Genomic DNA, 18,085 nt, shown 5'->3' with positions numbered 1-18,085 from the left:
GTCTGCTCGCGCCGGCGCAAGGCCGGTTGTCCCCCCTTGGCCTGCGACAATAGCGCTCCCACGGGACCGGCACCATGCCCGGGCGACCCCGGATCTGTCAGCTGATGCGTTCGATGACCAACGACGTCGCCGCCGGGGCCGTCGCCGCGATCCGTACCGCGTTGGCGGCCTCGGTCAGCGCGGCCGGAATCCGCGTCGCGTCCTCGGCACGCAGCTCGTAGAGCGGGTCACCGGCCCGCACCTCGTCACCGGGCCGCTTGTGCAGCACCACCCCGGCCGGCACGCTGACCGGGTCCTCCTTGCGCGCCCGACCCGCGCCGAGCCGCCACGCCGCCACCCCCATGGCGTACGCGTCGACGGCCGCGACGTACCCGTCCCGCTCGGCGCGGACCACCTCCACCTCGGCCGCCGCTGGCATCGGCGCGTCCGGGTCGCCGCCCTGCGCCCGGATCATCGCCCGCCAGGAGTCCATGGCCCGTCCGTCGCGCAGGGCCGCCGCCGGATCGGCGTCCGGCAGGCCGGCGGCGTCGAGCATCTCCCGGGCCAGGGCGAGGGTCAGCTCCACCACGTCGGCCGGCCCACCACCGGCCAGCACCTCGACCGACTCGGTCACCTCGACCGCGTTGCCGATCGCCAGGCCGAGCGGGGTGGACATGTCGGTGAGCAGGGCGACCGTCCGCACCCCGTGCGCACCGCCCAGCTCGACCATGGTGCGGGCCAACTCGCGGGCCTGGTCGACGGACTTCATGAACGCGCCCGAGCCGACCTTGACGTCGAGGACCAGCGCGCCGGTCCCCTCGGCGATCTTCTTGCTCATGATCGAGCTGGCGATCAGCGGGATCGCCTCCACGGTGCCGGTCACGTCGCGCAGCGCGTACAGCTTGCGGTCGGCGGGCGCGAGCCCGGTACCGGCCGCGCAGATCACCGCACCCACCTCGTCCAGCTGGGCGATGAACTCGTCGTTGCTCACCGTGGCCCGCCAGCCCGGGATGGACTCCAACTTGTCCAGCGTGCCGCCGGTGTGCCCGAGACCCCGGCCGCTCAGCTGCGGCACGGCCGCGCCACAGGCGGCCACCAGCGGGGTGAGCGGCAGGGTGATCTTGTCGCCGACGCCGCCGGTGGAGTGCTTGTCGACCGTCGGCCGGCGGACCGCCGACAGGTCCAGCCGCTCACCGCTGGCGATCATCGCGGCGGTCCACCGGGCGATCTCCGGCCCGGTCATGCCGTTGATCAGGATCGCCATCGCCAGCGCGGACATCTGCTCGTCGGCGACAACCCCCCGGGTGTACGCGTCGACCACCCAGTCGATCTGCGCGTCCGACAGCACACCCCCGTCCCGCTTGACCCGAATAACGTCAACAGCAGCAAAACCACTCATCAGAAGATCATCCCTAGTCTGTTGCAGATCCCGACCGACGGCCGGTGACCACGAGGGGCGGGGGCCGACCGTGCCCGGCGGAGGGATCAAGCCTGACCGCCCGGAGCCGGGCACGGTCGGCCCAATCCCCACAGCTCAACCCCAGCGAACCGGGATCTCCATAGGCGGCTCACCCTCGCCAGCCCAGAAGATCGTGCCGGTGGCGTCCACCACGACCACGCGGGGCGTCCGCGCCAGACCCCAGGTGATCGCCTCAGCCGGGTCGTCCCAGCTCGGCGCCTCCTCCAGCACCCCGGTTTCGGCGCCGACGTCGTCCCCGGCCGACCGCTCCCAGTACGCCGTCCAGACCTGCTGACCAGCGGACATGTCCGGGTGCACGAAGACGGTGCCGCGCCCGCGCCAGGCGGCGAGCCGCTCCGGGACCACCGGCACGGGTGTCTCGCCGGTGACGGCCTCCAGGTCCTCCACGCCGAAGGCGTGCGGCAGCAGTTCGGCCATCCGCAGTGGCCGGGTCTTGCTCTCGATCAGGCACTCCGGCCCGCCGTGCTCCCAGAGCAGCTGCCGACAACGGCCGCACGGCATCAACGGCTCGCCGGTCGCGTCGACGCAGGAGAGCGCCACGAGCCGACCACCGCCGGTGGCGTGCAGGCTGGACACGACCCCACACTCGGCGCAGAGCGTCACCCCGTAGGCGGCGTTCTCCACGTTGCAGCCGACCACCACCCGGCCGTCGTCGACCAGCGCGGCCGCGCCGACCGGGAACGTCGAGTACGGCGCGTACGCGTGCCGCATCGCCTCGATGGCGGCGGCGCGCAACTGCGCCCAGTCAATGTCGGTCATGCCGCCCATTCTGCCGAGGTAGCCCAGGTCACGCGCGCGCAGGGCCGAGTCCCACACCCCATCGTGTTGATCAAGAAGTTTGCGTCAGGATCGGCGATTCTCCTGACCGAAACCTCTTGATCAACACGAGAGCGGGGTTGGTCAGCCCTTGATGTACGGCTTGCCGTCGGCGGCTGGGGCCCGGACTCGGCCGACCAGGCCGGCGACGGCCAGGATGGTCGCCAGGTAGGGCAGCATGGCCAGGAACTGGCTGGGGATCGAGCTGCTGATCGCGCCCAGGTAGGTGGCGAGCTGGTCGGCGAAGCCGAAGAAGAGCGCGGCGAGCAGTGCGCCGGTGGGGTTCCACCGGCCGAAGATCAGCGCGGCCAGCGCGATGAAGCCCTTGCCGCCGATCATGTTCTTGGTGAACGAGTAGAGCGCGAGGGTGTAGGACGCGCCGCCGATGCCGGCGACCACTCCGGCCAGCAGTACGTTGCGGTAGCGCACCCGCAGCACCTTGACGCCGAGCGTGTCGGCGGCGATCGGGTGCTCACCGACCGAGCGCGTACGCAGACCCCACCGGGTGCGGAACAGCCCGATGTGGATCACCAGTACGAGGAGCAGCCCGACGTACAGGAAGATGTTGCCGCGGAACAACGCCGGCCCGAGCACCGGGATGTCCTTCAGCAGCGGGATCTCCCAGTTGCTGAAGCGGGGCGCGCTGTTGTACTTCTGGGCGTCGGTCTGCATCAGCCGCTCGTAGAGGAAGCCGGTGACGCCGACCGCCAGCAGGTTCAGCACGATGCCCATGACGACCTGGTCGACCAGGTAGCGGATGGCGAAGACGGCGAGCAGCAGCGAGATGAACGCGCCACCGATGGCGGCGGCGACCAGGCCCACCCAGACGCTGCCGGAGATGCTGCCGAACAGCGCGCCGCTGAACGCGCCCATCAGCAGCTGGCCCTCGATGGCGACGTTGACCACGCCGGAGCGTTCGCAGAGCACCCCGGCGAGCGCGCCGAAGATCAACGGCAGGGCCAGGATGAACGTGCCCCGGATGATGTTGACCAGCGGCATGAAGTTCTGACCGACCGGCGCGGCGGAGACCTGCCAGCACAGGAACGACAGCACGAAACCGACGAGCCCGACACCGAGCACGACGAGGAACCACCGCTTCGGCACCCCGGCGAGCAGCGCCGCGCCGGCGGCGATCGTGATGATCCCGAAGAGGATCGCCCCGATCGTGCCGTTGATCTCCAGTGCGGCACCGGCCGCGTCGTCGCTGAGCGTGAACCGGGCCTGCTGGTCGGTGGCGAGCGCGCCGAAGAGCACCGCGGACAGCAGGCCGAGCCCCAGCAGCGTGAGACCGACCTTGCGGCTGCGGGTCCAGAAGCCCTCGTCGACCGGGGCGACGGCGATGTCGGGGACAGCCATGGTGGACATGAGTTACCAGCCCTTCGCCAGGCTCGTCTGCAACCGGGCGGCACGCGCGGCCCGGAGCTGGAAGATCGCCTTCACCAGGGCCGGCGCGGCGATGAAGATGACGATCAGCGCCTGGAGCACTGTCACCAGCTCCAGCGAGATCCCGGAGTACGACTGCATCCGGTTACCACCGGCCTGCAGCGCCCCGAACAGCAGCGCGGCGAGCAACACCCCCCAGGGCTTCACCCGCCCGAGCAGCGCCACCAGGATGCCGTCGAAGCCGATCTGCGCGACCACCAGCGGGGTCAACGCGCTGGCCGTGGAGCCGAGCACCATGTTCGAGCCGCCGAGACCGGCCAGGATGCCGGCGAAGACCATGATCAGAATGTACGTCCGGGTGACGCTGATGCCGGCGGTCCGGGCGGCGTCCGGGTTGGCGCCGACCGCGCGCAGCTCGAAGCCGAGCGTCGAGCGGTTGAGCAGCCAGGCGACCGCCCAGGTGGCCAACACGGCGAGCAGGATGCCGGCGTGCACCCGCAGGTTGTCGCCGAGCAGTCGGGGCAGCTGGGCGGAGCTGTCCACCGCCTTGCTGATCGCGTCGGTACGGGTCGGGTCCTGCACGCCGTTCTGCACGATCAGCCAGGTGAGGAAGTACGTGGCGACGTAGTTGAGCATGATCGTGTTGATCACCTCGTGTGCGCCGGCGCGGGCCTTGAGGATGCCGGGGATGAAACCCCAGATCGCTCCGCCCAGCGCGCCGGCCAGCACCGCCACCAGCAGGTGCAGGCCGGGCGGCAGCGGCAGCAGGAAGCCGGCCAGCGCCGCCATGATCACGCCGATGGTGGCCTGGCCCTGGGCACCGATGTTGAACAGACCGCCGCGGAAGGCCAGCGCCACCGACAGACCGGTGAAGACCAACGGCGCCGCGTAGGTCAGCGTCTCCGAGATCGGCGCGAGCACGGCCTGCCAACCACCGTCGCCGTTCAGCCAGGCAGTGAATGCTTCGGGGTCGAAGATCGAGCCCTTGAACAGGTTCGCGTACGCCTCGCTGACGAGCGTCCAGCTGGAGTTGATCGCATCGGACGGGCGGGAGGTGATGTACGAGTAGGTGGAGAGCACCGCCGGATCAGAAATGATCATCAGCACCGCGCCGACCACGACCGCCAGCACCAACGACAGCAGCGTCACCGTGAAGGTGTTGGCCGCCCAGAGGTTCTCCAGGAACATCCGGCCCAGGCTCGGCTTCGGCTCCGGCTCCCGGTCCGGCTTCGCCACCGGGCGCTGCGGCTCGGTCGACACCTCGGCCCGTTCGGTGTTGTCGAGCGCGTCCTGCGCGGCCTGCGCCTCGCTCGCCGGTTCCTTGTCCGAGGAGCCCGACTGCGGATTGGGGTCGCTCATGCCGTCACTCCGCTTCGCTGCGTGACGCCATGAGGCACCAACGCCCTGCAACTCCGATTCGCTCGCTGCCGCTCGCTCACGCCGTCACTCCGCTTCGCTGCGTGACGCCATGAGGCACCAACGCCCTGCAACTCCGATTCGCTCGCTGCCGCTCGCTCATGCCTCGTCCTCGCTCGCGGAACCGTCGGCACCCGCCGGGCTCTCGTCTGCCGCGTCGGGTCCACCGTCGGCTGGGGCCGCGACCGCGTCGTGGGCCGCGTCCGGGCTGATGCCGGCCATCAGCAGGCCGATCTCCTCACGGGGGGTGTCCGGGCCGACGATGCCGATGATTCGACCGCGGTACATCACCGCGATCCGGTCGGCGAGCCCGATCACCTCGTCGAGTTCGCTGGAGACCACCATGACGGCGGTGCCGACGTCCCGTTCGTGGATGATCTGGCTGTGGATGAACTCGATCGACCCGACGTCGACGCCACGGGTCGGCTGGGCGGCGATGAAGAGCTTCAGCGGCCGGGACAGCTCCCGGGCCACGATCACCTTCTGCTGGTTGCCGCCGGAGAGGGTGCCCACCGCCGCGTCGGCCGATGAGGTACGCACGTCGAACTGCTCGATGCGCTCCTTCGCCGACGCCGCGATCGCGTCGGGTTTCAGCGCGATCCCGGAACCGAACGGCGGCCGGTCGTAGATGTCCAGCACCAGGTTCTCCGCGACGCTGAACTCCTTGACCAGGCCGTCCACGCTGCGGTCCTCGGGCACGTAACCGACGCCCGCCCGGAGCACCTTCTTGGGCTTCCAGCCGTCGATCCGTTCGCCGGCCAGGCTGACCGTGCCGGCGAGCACCGGGCGCAAGCCCATGATCGCCTCGATCAGCTCGGTCTGGCCGTTGCCCTGCACACCCGCCACGCCGAGCACCTCGCCGGCGCGCACGGTCAGGTCGACGCCGTCGACCGCGCGGATCTGCCGGTCGTCGTCGACGACCAGCCCGGCCACCTCCAGCACCGGCTCGCCCGGGGTGGCGGGGGACTTGTCGACGGTGAGCCGGACGTTACGCCCGACCATCAGGGCCGCCAGCTCGTCGCGGCTGGCCTCCGGCGAGGCGGTGCCGACGGTCTTACCGCGTCGGATCACCGTGATCCGGTCGGCGATGGCCTTGACCTCACCGAGCTTGTGGGTGATGAAGACGATCGACTTGCCGGCCGCCTTCAGCGACCGCATGACCGTCAGCAGTTCCTCGGTCTCCTGGGGGGTGAGCACCGCGGTCGGCTCGTCCAGAATGAGCAGGTCGACGTCGCGGGTGAGCGCCTTGACGATCTCGACTCGCTGCTGGACGCCGACCGGCAGGTCCTCGACCACCGCGTCCGGGTCGACCCGCAGGTTGTAGCGCTCGGACACCTCGGCGACCTCGCGCCGGGCCCGACGCCGGTCCAGGAAACCGGCGATGCCGCCCCTGACCTGCTCAGCCCCGAGCATGATGTTCTCGGCGACGGTGAAGACCGGCACCAGCATGAAGTGCTGGTGCACCATGCCGATCCCGGCGCCGATCGCGTCGGACGAACCCTTCAGCTTCAGCGGCTTGCCGTCGACCAGGATCTCGCCCTCGTCGGGCTGGTAGAGCCCGTAGAGCACGTTCATCAGGGTCGACTTGCCCGCGCCGTTCTCGCCGAGCAGGGCGTGAATCTCTCCAGGCTCCACCGTCAGGTTGATGTGATCGTTGGCGACCAGATCACCGAACCGCTTGGTGATGCCGCGCAGTTCGAGTCTCAGCGCAACCTCCTGGAGTGCGAGCGATGGTGCAGCCTAGCTGCCGGTGGAACCGGCCGGACCGGACCGGCCGCCGTGGTGCGCGATCGGCCGCTCCGACCCCTCGGGTGGTACCCGCAGAGCTGGAGCGGCCGATCGGTCGTACCTGTCCCCCGCCGACCCTCCTGATGATCTCACCGGAGGGGCCGGCCGGTTGTCACTTGGTCGGCTGGGCCGCCGAGGTGACGGTGATGGTGCCGGCGGCGATGTCCGCCTTGATCTTGTCGACCTCGGCCTTCAGCTCGGCCGGAACCTTGCTGTCGAAGTCGTGGTACGGGGCGATCGAGACACCGTTGTTGGCCAGGGTGCCGACGAAGCCCGGGTTGGCCGGCAGCTTGTCACCAGCGGCGGCCTTGAGCACGGCCTCCTTGACGGCGTCCGGGATGTTCTTGACCACGGTGGTGATGATCGCCGCGCAGTCCGGGGTGCTCTCGCAGCCGTCCACGTCCACCCAGATGGTGCTGTACTTGCCGTTGGAGGCCTTGGCCGCGGCGGTGGTGCCGAGGCCGGAGCCGCCGGCGACCGGCATGATGATGTCCGCGCCCTGGGCGACCAGCGCGTCGGAGACCTTCTTGCCCTCGTCCTGCTTGGCGAAGTCGTTGGTGAAGGAGCCCTTCTGGGTCTCCTTGTTCCAACCCAGCGCCTGGACATTCTTGCCCTTGGTCTTGTTGTAGTGCGCCACGCCGTCGACGAAGCCATCCATGAAGATGGTCACCGGCGGGATCGGCAGACCGCCGTAGGTGCCCACCTTGCCGCTCTTGCTCATCCCGGCGGCCAGGTAGCCGGCCTGGAACGCGGCCTGGGCGGTGTCGAACTGCATCGGGTAGATGTTGTCCAGACCCGGGTTGGCGTCGACGATGCCGAACTCCTGGTTCGGGTTCGCCGCCGCGATCTTCTTGGTGGCGTTGGCCATCAGACCACCGACCGCCAGGATGAAGTTGCACTTCTGGTTGACGTACTGCGTCAGGTTCGGCTCGTAGTCGGCCTCGGCCTTCGACGCGACGAACTTGATGTCGATGTTGTCGTTGGCGGCCTTAGCCTCCTGCAGACCCTTCCAGGCCGAGGTGTTGAACGACTTGTCGTCGATGCCGCCGACGTCGGTCACCATGCAGGCGCTGAACTTCTTGGCGCCACTGCCGGCGTTGTTGTCATCCTTGGGGGCCTCGCCGCAAGCGGCGGCGGTGAGCGCGAGCCCACTAACCGCGACGATCGAGGCGATCCGCATCCCACGCACCGAGCGCAAGACGTCTCCTTCCCATTGCACACCGCGCCTTGTGCGGTGGCAGCCCATCAGCCGACCTGCGGGTGTGCCGCCGGCTGTCCCACGTTACGGACGGGAGCGTACGCCCGCGTCCACCCACCGGCCGACAATCGTGCACGACTGTTGAGCGCCTGTTACCCGGGTGTAACCCTTGCGTGGGGCACGTCACTCTTCGTGCTGGTAACCGAGCGCCTAGGTGTCCGCAACGTCCGTTTCTTGGAGGCGTTTCCCTCCCCCGGACGTTACCGCCAAAAGACCGCGACCGCCGCGTTGACCAGGGTCAGACCGACGATCGCGAGGAAATGACCGCGGTTGACCACGTCCCGCTTCCGGGAGAAGAAGACCATGACGAAGATCAGTAGCGCGATCACCAACTTCGTCACAAGCTTCGCCGGTGCCGGCTCGTCGCCGTCGCGCAGCGGCGCGGCCAGGCCCAGCCCGGTCAGCAACTGGATCACCGAACCCCAGAGCATGGCCTGGTTGATCCGCAACCGGCCGCTGGCGTACTGGGCGATCGAGCCGCCGAGCAGCAGAGCGAACCCGATCAGATGGACGTAGAGGAGGATGAGTCTGAGAGCTTCCACGGTCGCCATCCTTCCCTATGAACGACGGATCGTAGTAGTGGGAACCGCCGGCGGGCGCGGATCAGGCCAGTCACCCGTGCGCTGTCGGGGTGCGGCGAGAAGAGCCGGCTCGCGCGCCGCTGGCGACTCCGCCCGGCCGTCACCGGCGAGCGCGACAGCGACCCATCCGGCGATGCTCACCGTGGCCAGGAGCAGCACCGGCAGCGTCACCCGTTGCACCGAGGTCGCCAACCACCATTCGATCTCGTTCGGCCCGGTCAGGTAGGTCCCGATCAGCACCACCAGGTAGTAGCCGTTGAGCGCCCACACCCAGCCGTCGGACGCCAACCCGGCGGCCCGTCGTCGCCCACGCAGGAACAGGGCGCCGACCAGCGCCACCACCGCGGCACCCACCAGCACCAGACCCACCACATCCCACATCGCCGCGATGGTGACCTGGAACCGCTGGACCCTCTGGGCCCCCTGGTCCGCGAAGGTGCCGTTGGTGATGTCCGACTTGGCGTCCAGCACGCGGACCAGCACCGCCCAGGCGCCGCCGGCGAGCACCGGCAGCCAGACCAGCGCGGCGCGCCGCAGGTCGGCGCGGCCTCGCACGGTGACCAGCACGGCCAGGCCCGCTACGGCGATCAGCCCCTCGTTCTTGCTGAGCGCCGCGACGGTCAGCAGCAACAACGGCAACAGGGGCCGGCGCAGCGGATCCGCGCCGAGCAGGAGGGCCACCGCCGCCGCGGCGAAGGCGGCGGACCAGAGCGCGTCAGCGAGCCCGCCGGTCACCGCGTACAGGACGTTCGACCAGGTCGCCAGGCCCACCGCGATGGCCAGCACCCAGGCCACCCACGCGGACACCCGAGCCAGCGTCCGGCGGACCAGGTAGACCAGCATCGCGACCGCGGAGACGGTGACCAGCGCGCCAACGAGCTGGGCGGTACGGAAGTCCGGCTCGACGACGCTCCACACGGCCGCGACGGGCGCGGAGGCGAGGGGCGGGTAGTCGGTGTGCGAGAAGACGAATGCGGGGCTGCCGATCGCCGTCCGCGCGTACTCGCTCCCGTTGGCGAAGTAGCCGGCGTGCAACCACCAGATGGAGTGCGCGTCCCACCGGGAGGCCGGCTCGAAGATCATGAGGCACGGCGGGAGCAGGGGTAGCACGATCAACAGCGCGTGCCGCCACCCGCCGTACGGCACCGGCTCGCCGGGGCGACGCAACAGCCACCCGGCGCAGACCAGCCCGGCGGCCAGCACCAGGGCGATCCAGAGGAGCAGCGGACCGCCGACGACCAGCATCAGGACCACCGCGACCGTGCTCAGGAGCGCCGCCGCCAGGGGCGCGAAGAGCAGGGCGAGGAAGGGACTGCGCAGGATCGCGAAGGCCAGCGGGAAGCCGGCGACGAGGAGGGCGAGCACGGCGAGGAGCGGGGTGAGATCCATGTCGTCAGTCGGCCTTCCGTACCACCAGCCGCACGCCCGGGCTGGTCGGACGCTTCCGAACCACCGAGGCGACGCCGACCGAGTAGTCCCACGGCGCTCCCTGGACGACCACACATCCGCGCAGCGCGGCGAGCTCGTTCAACCGCTGATGCCACAGCTCCCTGTTTCGGCGGGGCTCGACGAGCGAGATCCGGCTGCCCGGGGGCACCTGCTCGACGAACTGCTGCCAGAGCGCCTCCATATCCACCTGGTGGTGGAATGCTGGGAGGTCGTGTTTCCGGTCACCCATCAGGACGACGCCCTGACCGGTGGCCTGCACGGCGCCCTGGACGGCCAGGAGGAGGCAGCCCACCCCGACGAGCGCCACGACGACCCGGGCGATCATGGCCGAGCCCCGGCGCTTGGTGGACGTCATCGGTCAGCGAGCGTCTTGGCGGGGATACCGCCAGGACGACGCCGGGCCCGTTCCCGGCCCAGGATCCACAACGCCTCGACTCCGTCCCGCCAAGTGATCTTCTTGCCCTCGGTACGACCCCGCGCCCGGTAGGTGATCGGCACGTCGTAGGGGCGGATCCGCCGGCGCAGCAGTTTGCCCGTCACCTCGGCCTCCATGCCGAACCCACGGGACCGGATGTCCAGCGACCGGTACAACTCCACCGGCATCAGTTTGAAGCACGTTTCCAGGTCGCCGATGTAGGAATTGAATAATACGTTCGCCGCGGTGGTGACGCCCCGGTTTCCGACCACGTACCAGAAGCTGTACGCGCTGTGGCTGCCGAAGGTGCGGTTGCCGTAGACGACGGTCGCGTTCCCCTCCAGCACCGGGGCCAACAGCTTCGGAATGTCCTGGGGGTCGTACTCCAGGTCGGCGTCCAGGATCACCATGTACTCGCCACGGGCGCTGTCCACGGCCGTCTTGATCGCCGCGCCCTTGCCGGCGTTGCGCGGGTGGGTGACGACCCGCAGCCGCGCGTCATCCATCCCAGCGAGGATCTCCGCGGTGCCGTCCGTGCTGCCGTCATCGACAACCACGATCTCGATCTCACACGGGTACTGCACGGCGAGCGCCTGCTTCAGGGCCTCCGCGACGCGGTCCGCCTCGTTGTAGACCGGCATCAAGATCGACAGTTGCACGAAAGTCTCCCCGGGACAGCACCGGACGGCGTTTGAAGGGCGGCGGGCCGCCGCCAGCGGCTAGTGAACCAGGCCCGCAACACGTTCGCTGGCCCGCTCTCGCGAAGCAGCGTCGGCGCGGTGCCGAAGCACCCTACCTCGCGTCACCCCGGGGATCGACCACCCCCGGTCTCATCCCTTGACTGCCCCGGAGGTCAGCCCGGAGACGATGTACCGCTGGAGGAACTGGAAGACCAGCACCGTCGGGATCGCGGTCAGCAGGGTGCCGGCCGCGAAAATGCCGAAGTTGTTGTTGCGCTCGTTCCCTTCCAGCAGGCCGTACATGCCCACCGCCAGGGTCTTGGAGTCGGTGCTGGTGAGGAAGACGTTGGCCATCAGGAACTCGTTGATGGTGCCGATGAAGGCCAACAGCCCGGCGACCGCCAGGATCGGCGCCACCAGCGGCAGCATGATGCGGAAGTAGACCTGGGCGTGTGAGGCGCCGTCCACCGTCGCCGACTCGTCCAACTCCCGGGGCAGCGTGTCGAAGAAACCCTTCATCAACCAGGTGTTCACCCCGAGCGCGCCACCCAGGTAGAGCAGCAACAGGCCCCAGGGGGTGTTGAAGCCGATCGACGGCCACAGGTCGGTGATCGCGCCGAAGATCAGGTAGATCGCCACGATCGCCAGGAACTGCGGGAACATCTGGATCAGGAGCAGCGAGAGCAGCCCCACCCGGCGACCGCGGAAGCGCATCCGGGAGAAGGCGTACGCGGCGAGCGCCGAGAGGAACACCGACGCGAACGACGCCAGCCCGGCGATCAGCAGCGAGTTGAGGAACCATCGCCCGAAGGCGGTTCGCTCGAACAGCCCACCGAAGTTGCCGAGGGAGACCCCGCCGGTCGGCACCAGATCGGTGGTGGACAGGGTGCCGAGGGGGTTGAGCGCGGCGGAGAGCACGAACACGATCGGGAACAGGCTGAACAACACGCCGAGCAGGGCGACCAGGTGCCGCCAGCCGACCTCGGCCAACCACCGGGTACGCCGCCGGCCGATTCGGTTGAGGGTGCGATTGCGGTGGAGCACGCTCACGCGTACACCTCTTCCTGTTTGCGGGTCCGCCGGAAGCTGACCGCGGAGACCACCGCGACGATGGCGAAGATGAACAGTGAGATCGCGGCCGCGAAGCCGAACTGCGCGCCCTGCCCGCCGAAGGCCAGCCGGTAGGTGTACGTGATGAGCAGGTCGGTGGCGCCGTTGGCCGGGTTGTCGGCGGGGAAGGGCGCACCCTCCGTGGTCAGGTAGATCGCGTTGAAGTTGTTGAAGTTGAACGCGAACGACGAGATCAGCAGCGGGGAGAGCGCGACCAGCAACAGCGGGAGGGTGACCGCGCGGAAGGACTGCCAGGGCGAGGCCCCGTCGACCGAGGTGGCCTCGGTCAGCTCGCGCGGGATGGCCTGCAACGCGCCGGTGGCGACCAGGAACATGTACGGGTAGCCGAGCCAGAGCTGCACGAGAATGACCGCGAAGCGCGCCGTCCAGGGGTGCCCGAACCAGTCCACATTCACCCCGAGCAGGCTGTTGATCAGCCCGAAGTCGGCGTTGAACATGTCCCGCCAGGCCAGCAGCATCGCGAACGACGGCATGGCGTACGGCAGGACGAGCACCACCCGGTAGAGGTTGGTGCCACGCATCCGGGGTGCGTGCAGCACCAGGGCGATCAGCATGCCGAGCAGGAACGTTCCGCCGGTGGAGCCGATGGCGAAGGCGAAGTTCCAGAGGAGACTGCTCAGGAAGGGGCCGGAGATGTTCTCGTCGGTGAGCACCCGGGTGAAGTTGGCCAGCCCGACGTTGACCTTCCAGCCCTGGGTCAACCGCTCACCGTCGGCGGCGACGAAGGCACCCGCCTCGTCGTCGGCGGTCCAGGTCTGGCCGGTCTCGGTGTCCCGGACGCAGTCGCAGCCGGCGTCGTACGCCCGTACCGCCGTGCCCTCGTAGGCGCGGGACAGACCGCTGGAGCGCAGCGCGCCACCGGGGGTGGGCACCACCAGGTCGGTGATCTCCTTGCTGCGGGAGCTGGCCTGGCCGACGCTCAGCACGGTGTACCCGTCGGCGGCGGTGACCCTGCCCCCGGCGGCGACCGTGACGTCGGCCGGGTCGAGGCGGCGCAGCCCGTCGGTGTCGCCGACGGAGACCGCCCCGGTGCCCGGGTCGGTGACCAGGAAGACCAGCGCGCCGGTGGCCGGGTCGCCAGTGGTGGCGATCGAGAGGGCGTACTCGGCGGATCCGGGCACCTGGGTGACCGACGAGGACTCGATGGCGACGATGGCGTCGTCCTTGCTGCCCCGGTGCCCGTCCCCGAAGTTGGTGAAGGCGGTGCTGGCGGTGTAGAGCACCGGGAAGACCTGGAAGGCGATCAGGAACAGGGTGCCGGGGACCAGGTACTTGGCCGGGATGTGCCGACGGGTGAGGTACAGGTAGAACAGCCCGGCGGTGGCCGCCGCCAGCAGTGCCAGGCCGACCCACAGGCCGGCGGCGATGAGCGGGAACGCCGCCCAGACCGCGACACCGGCGGTCAGGCCGAGCAGGAGCACCTTGCCGGCGAGCCCGGTCACTGTGATCGGTGCGTCGTCGCGGGAGCGCGGCAGGCGGGAGCCGACGGGCTCCCGGCCCGGCGTCTGCGTGGCAGACCCCGGGCCGGACAGCGGCGTACTCATTACTTGATCTGGCCGGAGATGGTCTTGCCGGCCGCGGTGACGGTGCTGGTCGGGTCGGCTCCGCCGATGACGGCGGCCTCGGCCTTGCCGAACGGGTCCCAGATCGCGGCCATCGCCGGAATGGCGGGGAGCACCTGACCGTTCCTGCCCGCCTCCTGGAACTTGGCCAGGTCCGGGTCGGCGCCCTTGACCTGTTCGAGGGCGGCGGTCAGCGCCGGCGGCCGGGGCTCGGCGTTGTAGAGCGCGACGGCCAGCTCGGGGGTGCTGGTGTAGTTGGCCACGAACTCCTGGGCCAGCGCCTTGTTCTTGCCCTTGGCGGCGACGTAGAACGCCTGCACGCCCACGAACGGCTGGGCCTCCTTGCCGCCGGCGAAGCCGGGGATCGCCGAGATGTCGTAGGCGATGTTGGCCTTCTTGACGTCGGCCACGGCCCACGGTCCGGAGACCAGGTACGCGCACTTCTTGCCGGTGAAGGTGGCGATCGAGTTGGTGTCCGCGATGGAGCGCTTGAGCACACCCGCGCCCTTCTCGCCGAGCGCGCCGATCTTCTTGAAGGCGTCGATCGACTCGGGCTTGCCCACGCCCAGGTCCTTCGGGTCGTAGTCCCCGTTGGCGTCGGTCCCGAAGAGGTAACCGCCGGCCGAGGTGTACAGCGGGTAGATGTGGTACGCGTCGCCGTTCTGACCGACCTGGAGGCAGAGCGTCTCGGTGGCCTTCTTGGACGCCTTGAGCGCCTTGCCGGTGGCGACCAGGTCCTCGATGGTCTTCGGCGCTTCCGGGGCCAGCTCGGTGTTACGGATCAGCGCCAGGTTCTCCTGCGCGTACGGCACGCCGTAGAGCTGACCGTTGAAGGTGACCGCCCTGATGGCGGTCGCGTTGAACGCGCTCTTCTGCTCGGCGGCGAGCTGCACGGGGTCGATGGCGCCGTTCTGCACCAGGTTGCCGATCCAGTCGTGCGCGCCGACCACCACGTCCGGGCCGCTGCCCTGCTGGGACGCGGTGACGAAGTTGGTTTGCAGGTCCTTGCTGACGGCTTGGACCTCGACGGTGACGCCGTTCTCCTGGCCGAACTTCTCGGCGAACGGCTTGAGGGCGGCGGTCCGCTTGTCGTCCGCCCAGATCACCAGTTTGCCGTCGGCGGCCTTGGGGGTGTCCTTCGCGGCCGGCTCGTCGCTGTCGCCACCACAGCCGGAGGCGGCGAGCGCCAGGGCGAAGAGGGCGACCACACCCGCGGTACGGATGCGCATCGGTGCTCCTGTCGTCATGGCGGGTCCGCCGGGGGAAAGGCGACCCGCCAGTGGAAAACGTCTGGAAGTTCTTGCCAACCGGCGCATGGCATTGCGCCGCTGCGCTCGCATGTTGCGGGGACGTTAGCAAGAGGTTGCAGATTATGGAAGGGCTTGCAGAGGACCCCGCAAGAACTTGCCGGTGGGCTACAGTGCCGCCATGCGCGCTCGACTGTCCGACATCGCCCAGCAGGCCGAAGTCAGCGAGGCCACGGTGTCGCGGGTGCTCAACGACCGCCCCGGCGTGGCCGCAGAGACCCGGCAGGCCGTCCTCACCGCCCTCGACGTGCTCGGATACGAGCGCCCGGCCCGGTTGCGCAAGCGCAGCGCCGGGCTGGTCGGCCTGGTGGTGCCGGAGCTGGACAACCCGATCTTTCCCGCCTTCGCCCAGGTCATCGAGTCCACCCTGGCGCAGAGCGGGTTCACCCCGGTGCTCTGCACCCAGACCGCCGGTGGCGTGACCGAGGACGAGTACGTCGAGATGCTGCTGGACCGGCAGGTCTCCGGGATCGTCTTCGTCTCCGGCCTGCACGCCGACACCGCCGCCAACCACGACCGCTACCGGGCGCTGCTCGCGCGACCGTTGCCGGTCGTGATGATCAACGGGTACGTGCCCGGCATCGGCGCGCCCTTCGTCTCCTGCGACGACCGGGAGGCGGCCGAGCTGGCCGTCGCCCACCTGGTCGCTCTCGGGCACCGGCGGATCGGCCTGATCACCGGCCCGGACCGGTTCGTCCCGGTGCAGCGCAAGGTGGCCGGCTGGCGCTCCGCGATGACCCGGCTGGCCGGCGTCGCCGAAGCCGACCTGGGCCCGCTGGCCGAGCTGTCACTGTTCGGAGTGGAGGGCGGCGAGGCGGCGGCCGGCCGACTGCTGGACCGCGGCGTCACCGGCGTGGTCTGCGGCTCCGACCTGATGGCGCTCGGCGCGATCCGGGCGGCCCGCCAACGTGGCCTCAACGTGCCCGACGGCCTCTCCGTGGTGGGTTACGACGACTCCCCGCTGATGGCCTTCACCGACCCGCCGCTGACCACCATGCGCCAGCCGGTCACCGCGATGGCGGTGGCCGCCGTCCGTGCCCTGGTGGACGAGATCAACGGGCACGGCGCCCCGCACTCGGAGTACCTGTTCCGCCCGGAGCTGGTGGTGCGCGGCTCCACAGCTGTCGCGCCGAGCGCCGCACGTCTTTCTTACGCAAGATCTGCTTGACTCTTGCAGCGGCGGGCCGGCATATTGCTCGAATGATCAGCACCACCACCCCGCCGCCCGCCACCGACGACGACTGGTGGCGCGCCGCGGTCGTCTACCAGGTGTACGTCCGCAGCTTCGCCGACAGCGACGGCGACGGCACCGGCGACCTCCAGGGCATCCGGCAGCGCCTGCCGTACCTGCGCGACCTCGGGGTGGATGCGCTCTGGCTGACCCCCTTCTACACCTCGCCGATGATCGACGGCGGGTACGACGTGGCCGACTACCGGGACGTCGACCCGATCTTCGGCACCCTCGACGACTTCGACGCGATGATCAGCGACGCGCACGCCCACGGCCTGCGGATCATCATCGACCTGGTGCCCAACCACACCTCCAGCGCGCACCACTGGTTCACCGCCGCCCTCGCCGCCGGCCCCGGCTCACCGGAGCGGGCCCGCTACCTCTTCGCCGACGGCCAGGGTGCGCACGGCGAGTTGCCGCCGAACGACTGGGAGAGCATCTTCGGCGGCCCCGCCTGGACCCGGATCGCCGACGGCCAGTGGTATCTGCACCTGTTCGACCCGGCCCAGCCCGACCTGAACTGGCGCAACCCGGAGGTCCGCGCCGAGTTCGAGGACGTGCTGCGGTTCTGGCTGGACCGGGGCGTGGACGGCTTCCGCGTCGACGTGGCCCACGGCATGATCAAGGCGGAAGGGCTGCCGGACGTCGGCTTCAGCTCGATGACCACCGGCCAGCGTCAGGTCGAACTGCTCGGCAAGGGCCGGCTGCCGTACTTCGACCAGGACGAGGTACACGAGATCTACCGCTCCTGGCGGCCCATCCTGGACAGCTACCCGGGCGGACGGATGGCGGTCGCCGAGGCGTGGGCCGAGACGCCGCAGCGCCTGGCCCGCTACATCGGCCCGGACGAGTTGCACCAGGCGTTCAGCTTCGACTTCCTCGACGCCACCTGGTCGGCCGACTCGTTCCGCAAGGTGATCGACACCGCGTTGGCCGAGGCGGCCGTTGTCGGCGCGCCCACCACCTGGGTGCTGTCCAACCACGACAAGCAGCGGCACGTCACCCGGTACGGCGACGGCGCCGAAGGGCTGCGCCGGGCCCGGGCCGCCAGCCTGTTGATGCTCGCCCTGCCCGGCTGCGCCTACCTCTACCAGGGCGAGGAACTGGGCCTGCCGGAGGTCCTCGACCTCCCCGACGAGCTACGCCAGGATCCGGCGTTCCTGCGTACCGGTGAGAGCCGCGACGGCTGCCGGGTGCCCATCCCGTGGAGCGGCGAGCTGGCCCCGTACGGCTTCGGGCCCGCCGGCAGCGAGCTGAGCTGGCTGCCCGCCCCGGCGGTCTGGCGGGCGCTGTCCGTCACGGCGCAGACCGACGTGCCCGGCTCCACCCTGGAGCTGTACCGGGCCGCGCTGCGGATCCGCCGCGACCATCCCGCACTCGCGCTCGACGCCGACGGGGTCACCTGGCGGGAGAGCGAGCCGGGTGTGCTGGCCTTCGACCGCACCGCCGGCGCGACAGTGCTGACCTGCGTGGTCAACCTCAGCGGCGCGCCGGTCCGGATCGACGGGTATGGTCAGCCGCTCGTCGCCAGCGACGAACTCACCGAGCAGGGCTCCGGTCATCTGCTGCCCATTGACGCGGCGGTCTGGTTGGAACAGCGCTGAACGGG

15 protein-coding genes are annotated in these 18,085 nt (G+C 69.8%); 2 read left to right on the top strand and 13 right to left on the bottom strand.

What is annotated here, in order from left to right; translation table 11 throughout:
- Positions 1–97: 97 nt before the first annotated feature.
- From EV382_RS29305 to EV382_RS29245, 13 genes are all read right to left on the bottom strand, one after another.
- Positions 98–1,378 carry a thymidine phosphorylase gene (locus EV382_RS29305; RefSeq protein WP_130407169.1) on the bottom strand — a complete coding sequence of 427 codons (1,281 nt, stop codon included), beginning with the start codon at positions 1,376–1,378 and terminating at the stop codon, positions 98–100.
- Between the two features lie 135 nt (positions 1,379–1,513).
- A complete protein-coding gene (locus tag EV382_RS29300; RefSeq protein WP_130409304.1) occupies positions 1,514–2,227 on the bottom strand; it encodes a cytidine deaminase in 714 nt (237 codons plus the stop codon).
- A 132-nt stretch (positions 2,228–2,359) separates the two neighbouring features.
- Positions 2,360–3,640 (bottom strand): ABC transporter permease, encoded by a 1,281-nt coding sequence (locus tag EV382_RS29295; RefSeq protein ID WP_130407167.1) that lies wholly within the window; start codon positions 3,638–3,640, stop codon positions 2,360–2,362.
- A 3-nt stretch (positions 3,641–3,643) separates the two neighbouring features.
- On the bottom strand, positions 3,644–5,017 hold the full coding sequence (locus tag EV382_RS29290) for an ABC transporter permease (protein WP_130407165.1): 1,374 nt from the start codon (positions 5,015–5,017) through the stop codon (positions 3,644–3,646).
- Between the two features lie 156 nt (positions 5,018–5,173).
- On the bottom strand, positions 5,174–6,721 hold the full coding sequence (locus EV382_RS29285) for an ABC transporter ATP-binding protein (RefSeq protein ID WP_341870194.1): 1,548 nt from the start codon (positions 6,719–6,721) through the stop codon (positions 5,174–5,176).
- Positions 6,722–6,974: 253 nt separating this feature from the next.
- The gene (locus EV382_RS29280; RefSeq protein WP_130409302.1) at positions 6,975–8,042 is read right to left on the bottom strand and encodes a BMP family lipoprotein; all 1,068 of its coding nucleotides are present in this window, start codon (positions 8,040–8,042) and stop codon (positions 6,975–6,977) included.
- Positions 8,043–8,320: 278 nt separating this feature from the next.
- A complete protein-coding gene (locus tag EV382_RS29275; protein ID WP_130407160.1) occupies positions 8,321–8,662 on the bottom strand; it encodes a hypothetical protein in 342 nt (113 codons plus the stop codon).
- Between the two features lie 15 nt (positions 8,663–8,677).
- On the bottom strand, positions 8,678–10,090 hold the full coding sequence (locus EV382_RS29270) for a hypothetical protein (protein ID WP_130407158.1): 1,413 nt from the start codon (positions 10,088–10,090) through the stop codon (positions 8,678–8,680).
- Between the two features lie 4 nt (positions 10,091–10,094).
- Complete coding sequence (locus EV382_RS29265) at positions 10,095–10,505, bottom strand: hypothetical protein (protein ID WP_130407156.1); 411 nt, start codon at positions 10,503–10,505, stop codon at positions 10,095–10,097.
- A complete protein-coding gene (locus tag EV382_RS29260; protein ID WP_130407154.1) occupies positions 10,502–11,224 on the bottom strand; it encodes a glycosyltransferase family 2 protein in 723 nt (240 codons plus the stop codon). The genes EV382_RS29265 and EV382_RS29260 overlap by 4 nt, the downstream gene beginning before the upstream one ends.
- 171 nt (positions 11,225–11,395) lie before the next feature.
- Positions 11,396–12,289: a sugar ABC transporter permease gene (locus tag EV382_RS29255; protein WP_425272010.1), complete on the bottom strand. Its 894-nt coding sequence runs from the start codon at positions 12,287–12,289 to the stop codon at positions 11,396–11,398.
- 2 nt (positions 12,290–12,291) lie between these two features.
- Complete coding sequence (locus tag EV382_RS29250; protein ID WP_130407150.1) at positions 12,292–13,920, bottom strand: ABC transporter permease subunit; 1,629 nt, start codon at positions 13,918–13,920, stop codon at positions 12,292–12,294.
- Positions 13,920–15,167, bottom strand: coding sequence for a sugar ABC transporter substrate-binding protein (locus EV382_RS29245; RefSeq protein ID WP_130407148.1), 1,248 nt, complete (start codon positions 15,165–15,167; stop codon positions 13,920–13,922). The genes EV382_RS29250 and EV382_RS29245 overlap by 1 nt, the downstream gene beginning before the upstream one ends.
- 199 nt (positions 15,168–15,366) lie before the next feature.
- On the opposite strand from EV382_RS29245, the gene EV382_RS29240 reads away from it, so the two are divergent.
- The gene (locus EV382_RS29240; RefSeq protein ID WP_208758516.1) at positions 15,367–16,413 is read left to right on the top strand and encodes a LacI family DNA-binding transcriptional regulator; all 1,047 of its coding nucleotides are present in this window, start codon (positions 15,367–15,369) and stop codon (positions 16,411–16,413) included.
- A gap of 32 nt (positions 16,414–16,445) precedes the next feature.
- Positions 16,446–18,080 carry a glycoside hydrolase family 13 protein gene (locus EV382_RS29235; RefSeq protein WP_130407144.1) on the top strand — a complete coding sequence of 545 codons (1,635 nt, stop codon included), beginning with the start codon at positions 16,446–16,448 and terminating at the stop codon, positions 18,078–18,080.
- Positions 18,081–18,085: the final 5 nt, after the last annotated feature.

This window comes from Micromonospora violae (genome assembly GCF_004217135.1).
GTDB lineage: Bacteria > Actinomycetota > Actinomycetes > Mycobacteriales > Micromonosporaceae > Micromonospora > Micromonospora violae.
The sequence above is the reverse complement of the archived record's forward strand: the minus strand, read 5'-3'. Positions and strand labels throughout refer to the sequence as shown.

Coding starts and splice junctions, on each gene's coding strand:
- EV382_RS29300 (WP_130409304.1), bottom strand. CDS start 2,227: ATGGGCGGCATGACCGACATTGACTGGGCGCAGTTGCGCGCCGCCGCC.
- EV382_RS29270 (WP_130407158.1), bottom strand. CDS start 10,090: ATGGATCTCACCCCGCTCCTCGCCGTGCTCGCCCTCCTCGTCGCCGGC.
- EV382_RS29240 (WP_208758516.1), top strand. CDS start 15,367: ATGCGCGCTCGACTGTCCGACATCGCCCAGCAGGCCGAAGTCAGCGAG.
- EV382_RS29265 (WP_130407156.1), bottom strand. CDS start 10,505: ATGACGTCCACCAAGCGCCGGGGCTCGGCCATGATCGCCCGGGTCGTC.
- EV382_RS29295 (WP_130407167.1), bottom strand. CDS start 3,640: ATGTCCACCATGGCTGTCCCCGACATCGCCGTCGCCCCGGTCGACGAG.
- EV382_RS29280 (WP_130409302.1), bottom strand. CDS start 8,042: ATGCGGATCGCCTCGATCGTCGCGGTTAGTGGGCTCGCGCTCACCGCC.
- EV382_RS29250 (WP_130407150.1), bottom strand. CDS start 13,920: ATGAGTACGCCGCTGTCCGGCCCGGGGTCTGCCACGCAGACGCCGGGC.
- EV382_RS29245 (WP_130407148.1), bottom strand. CDS start 15,167: ATGCGCATCCGTACCGCGGGTGTGGTCGCCCTCTTCGCCCTGGCGCTC.
- EV382_RS29235 (WP_130407144.1), top strand. CDS start 16,446: ATGATCAGCACCACCACCCCGCCGCCCGCCACCGACGACGACTGGTGG.
- EV382_RS29305 (WP_130407169.1), bottom strand. CDS start 1,378: ATGAGTGGTTTTGCTGCTGTTGACGTTATTCGGGTCAAGCGGGACGGG.
- EV382_RS29290 (WP_130407165.1), bottom strand. CDS start 5,017: ATGAGCGACCCCAATCCGCAGTCGGGCTCCTCGGACAAGGAACCGGCG.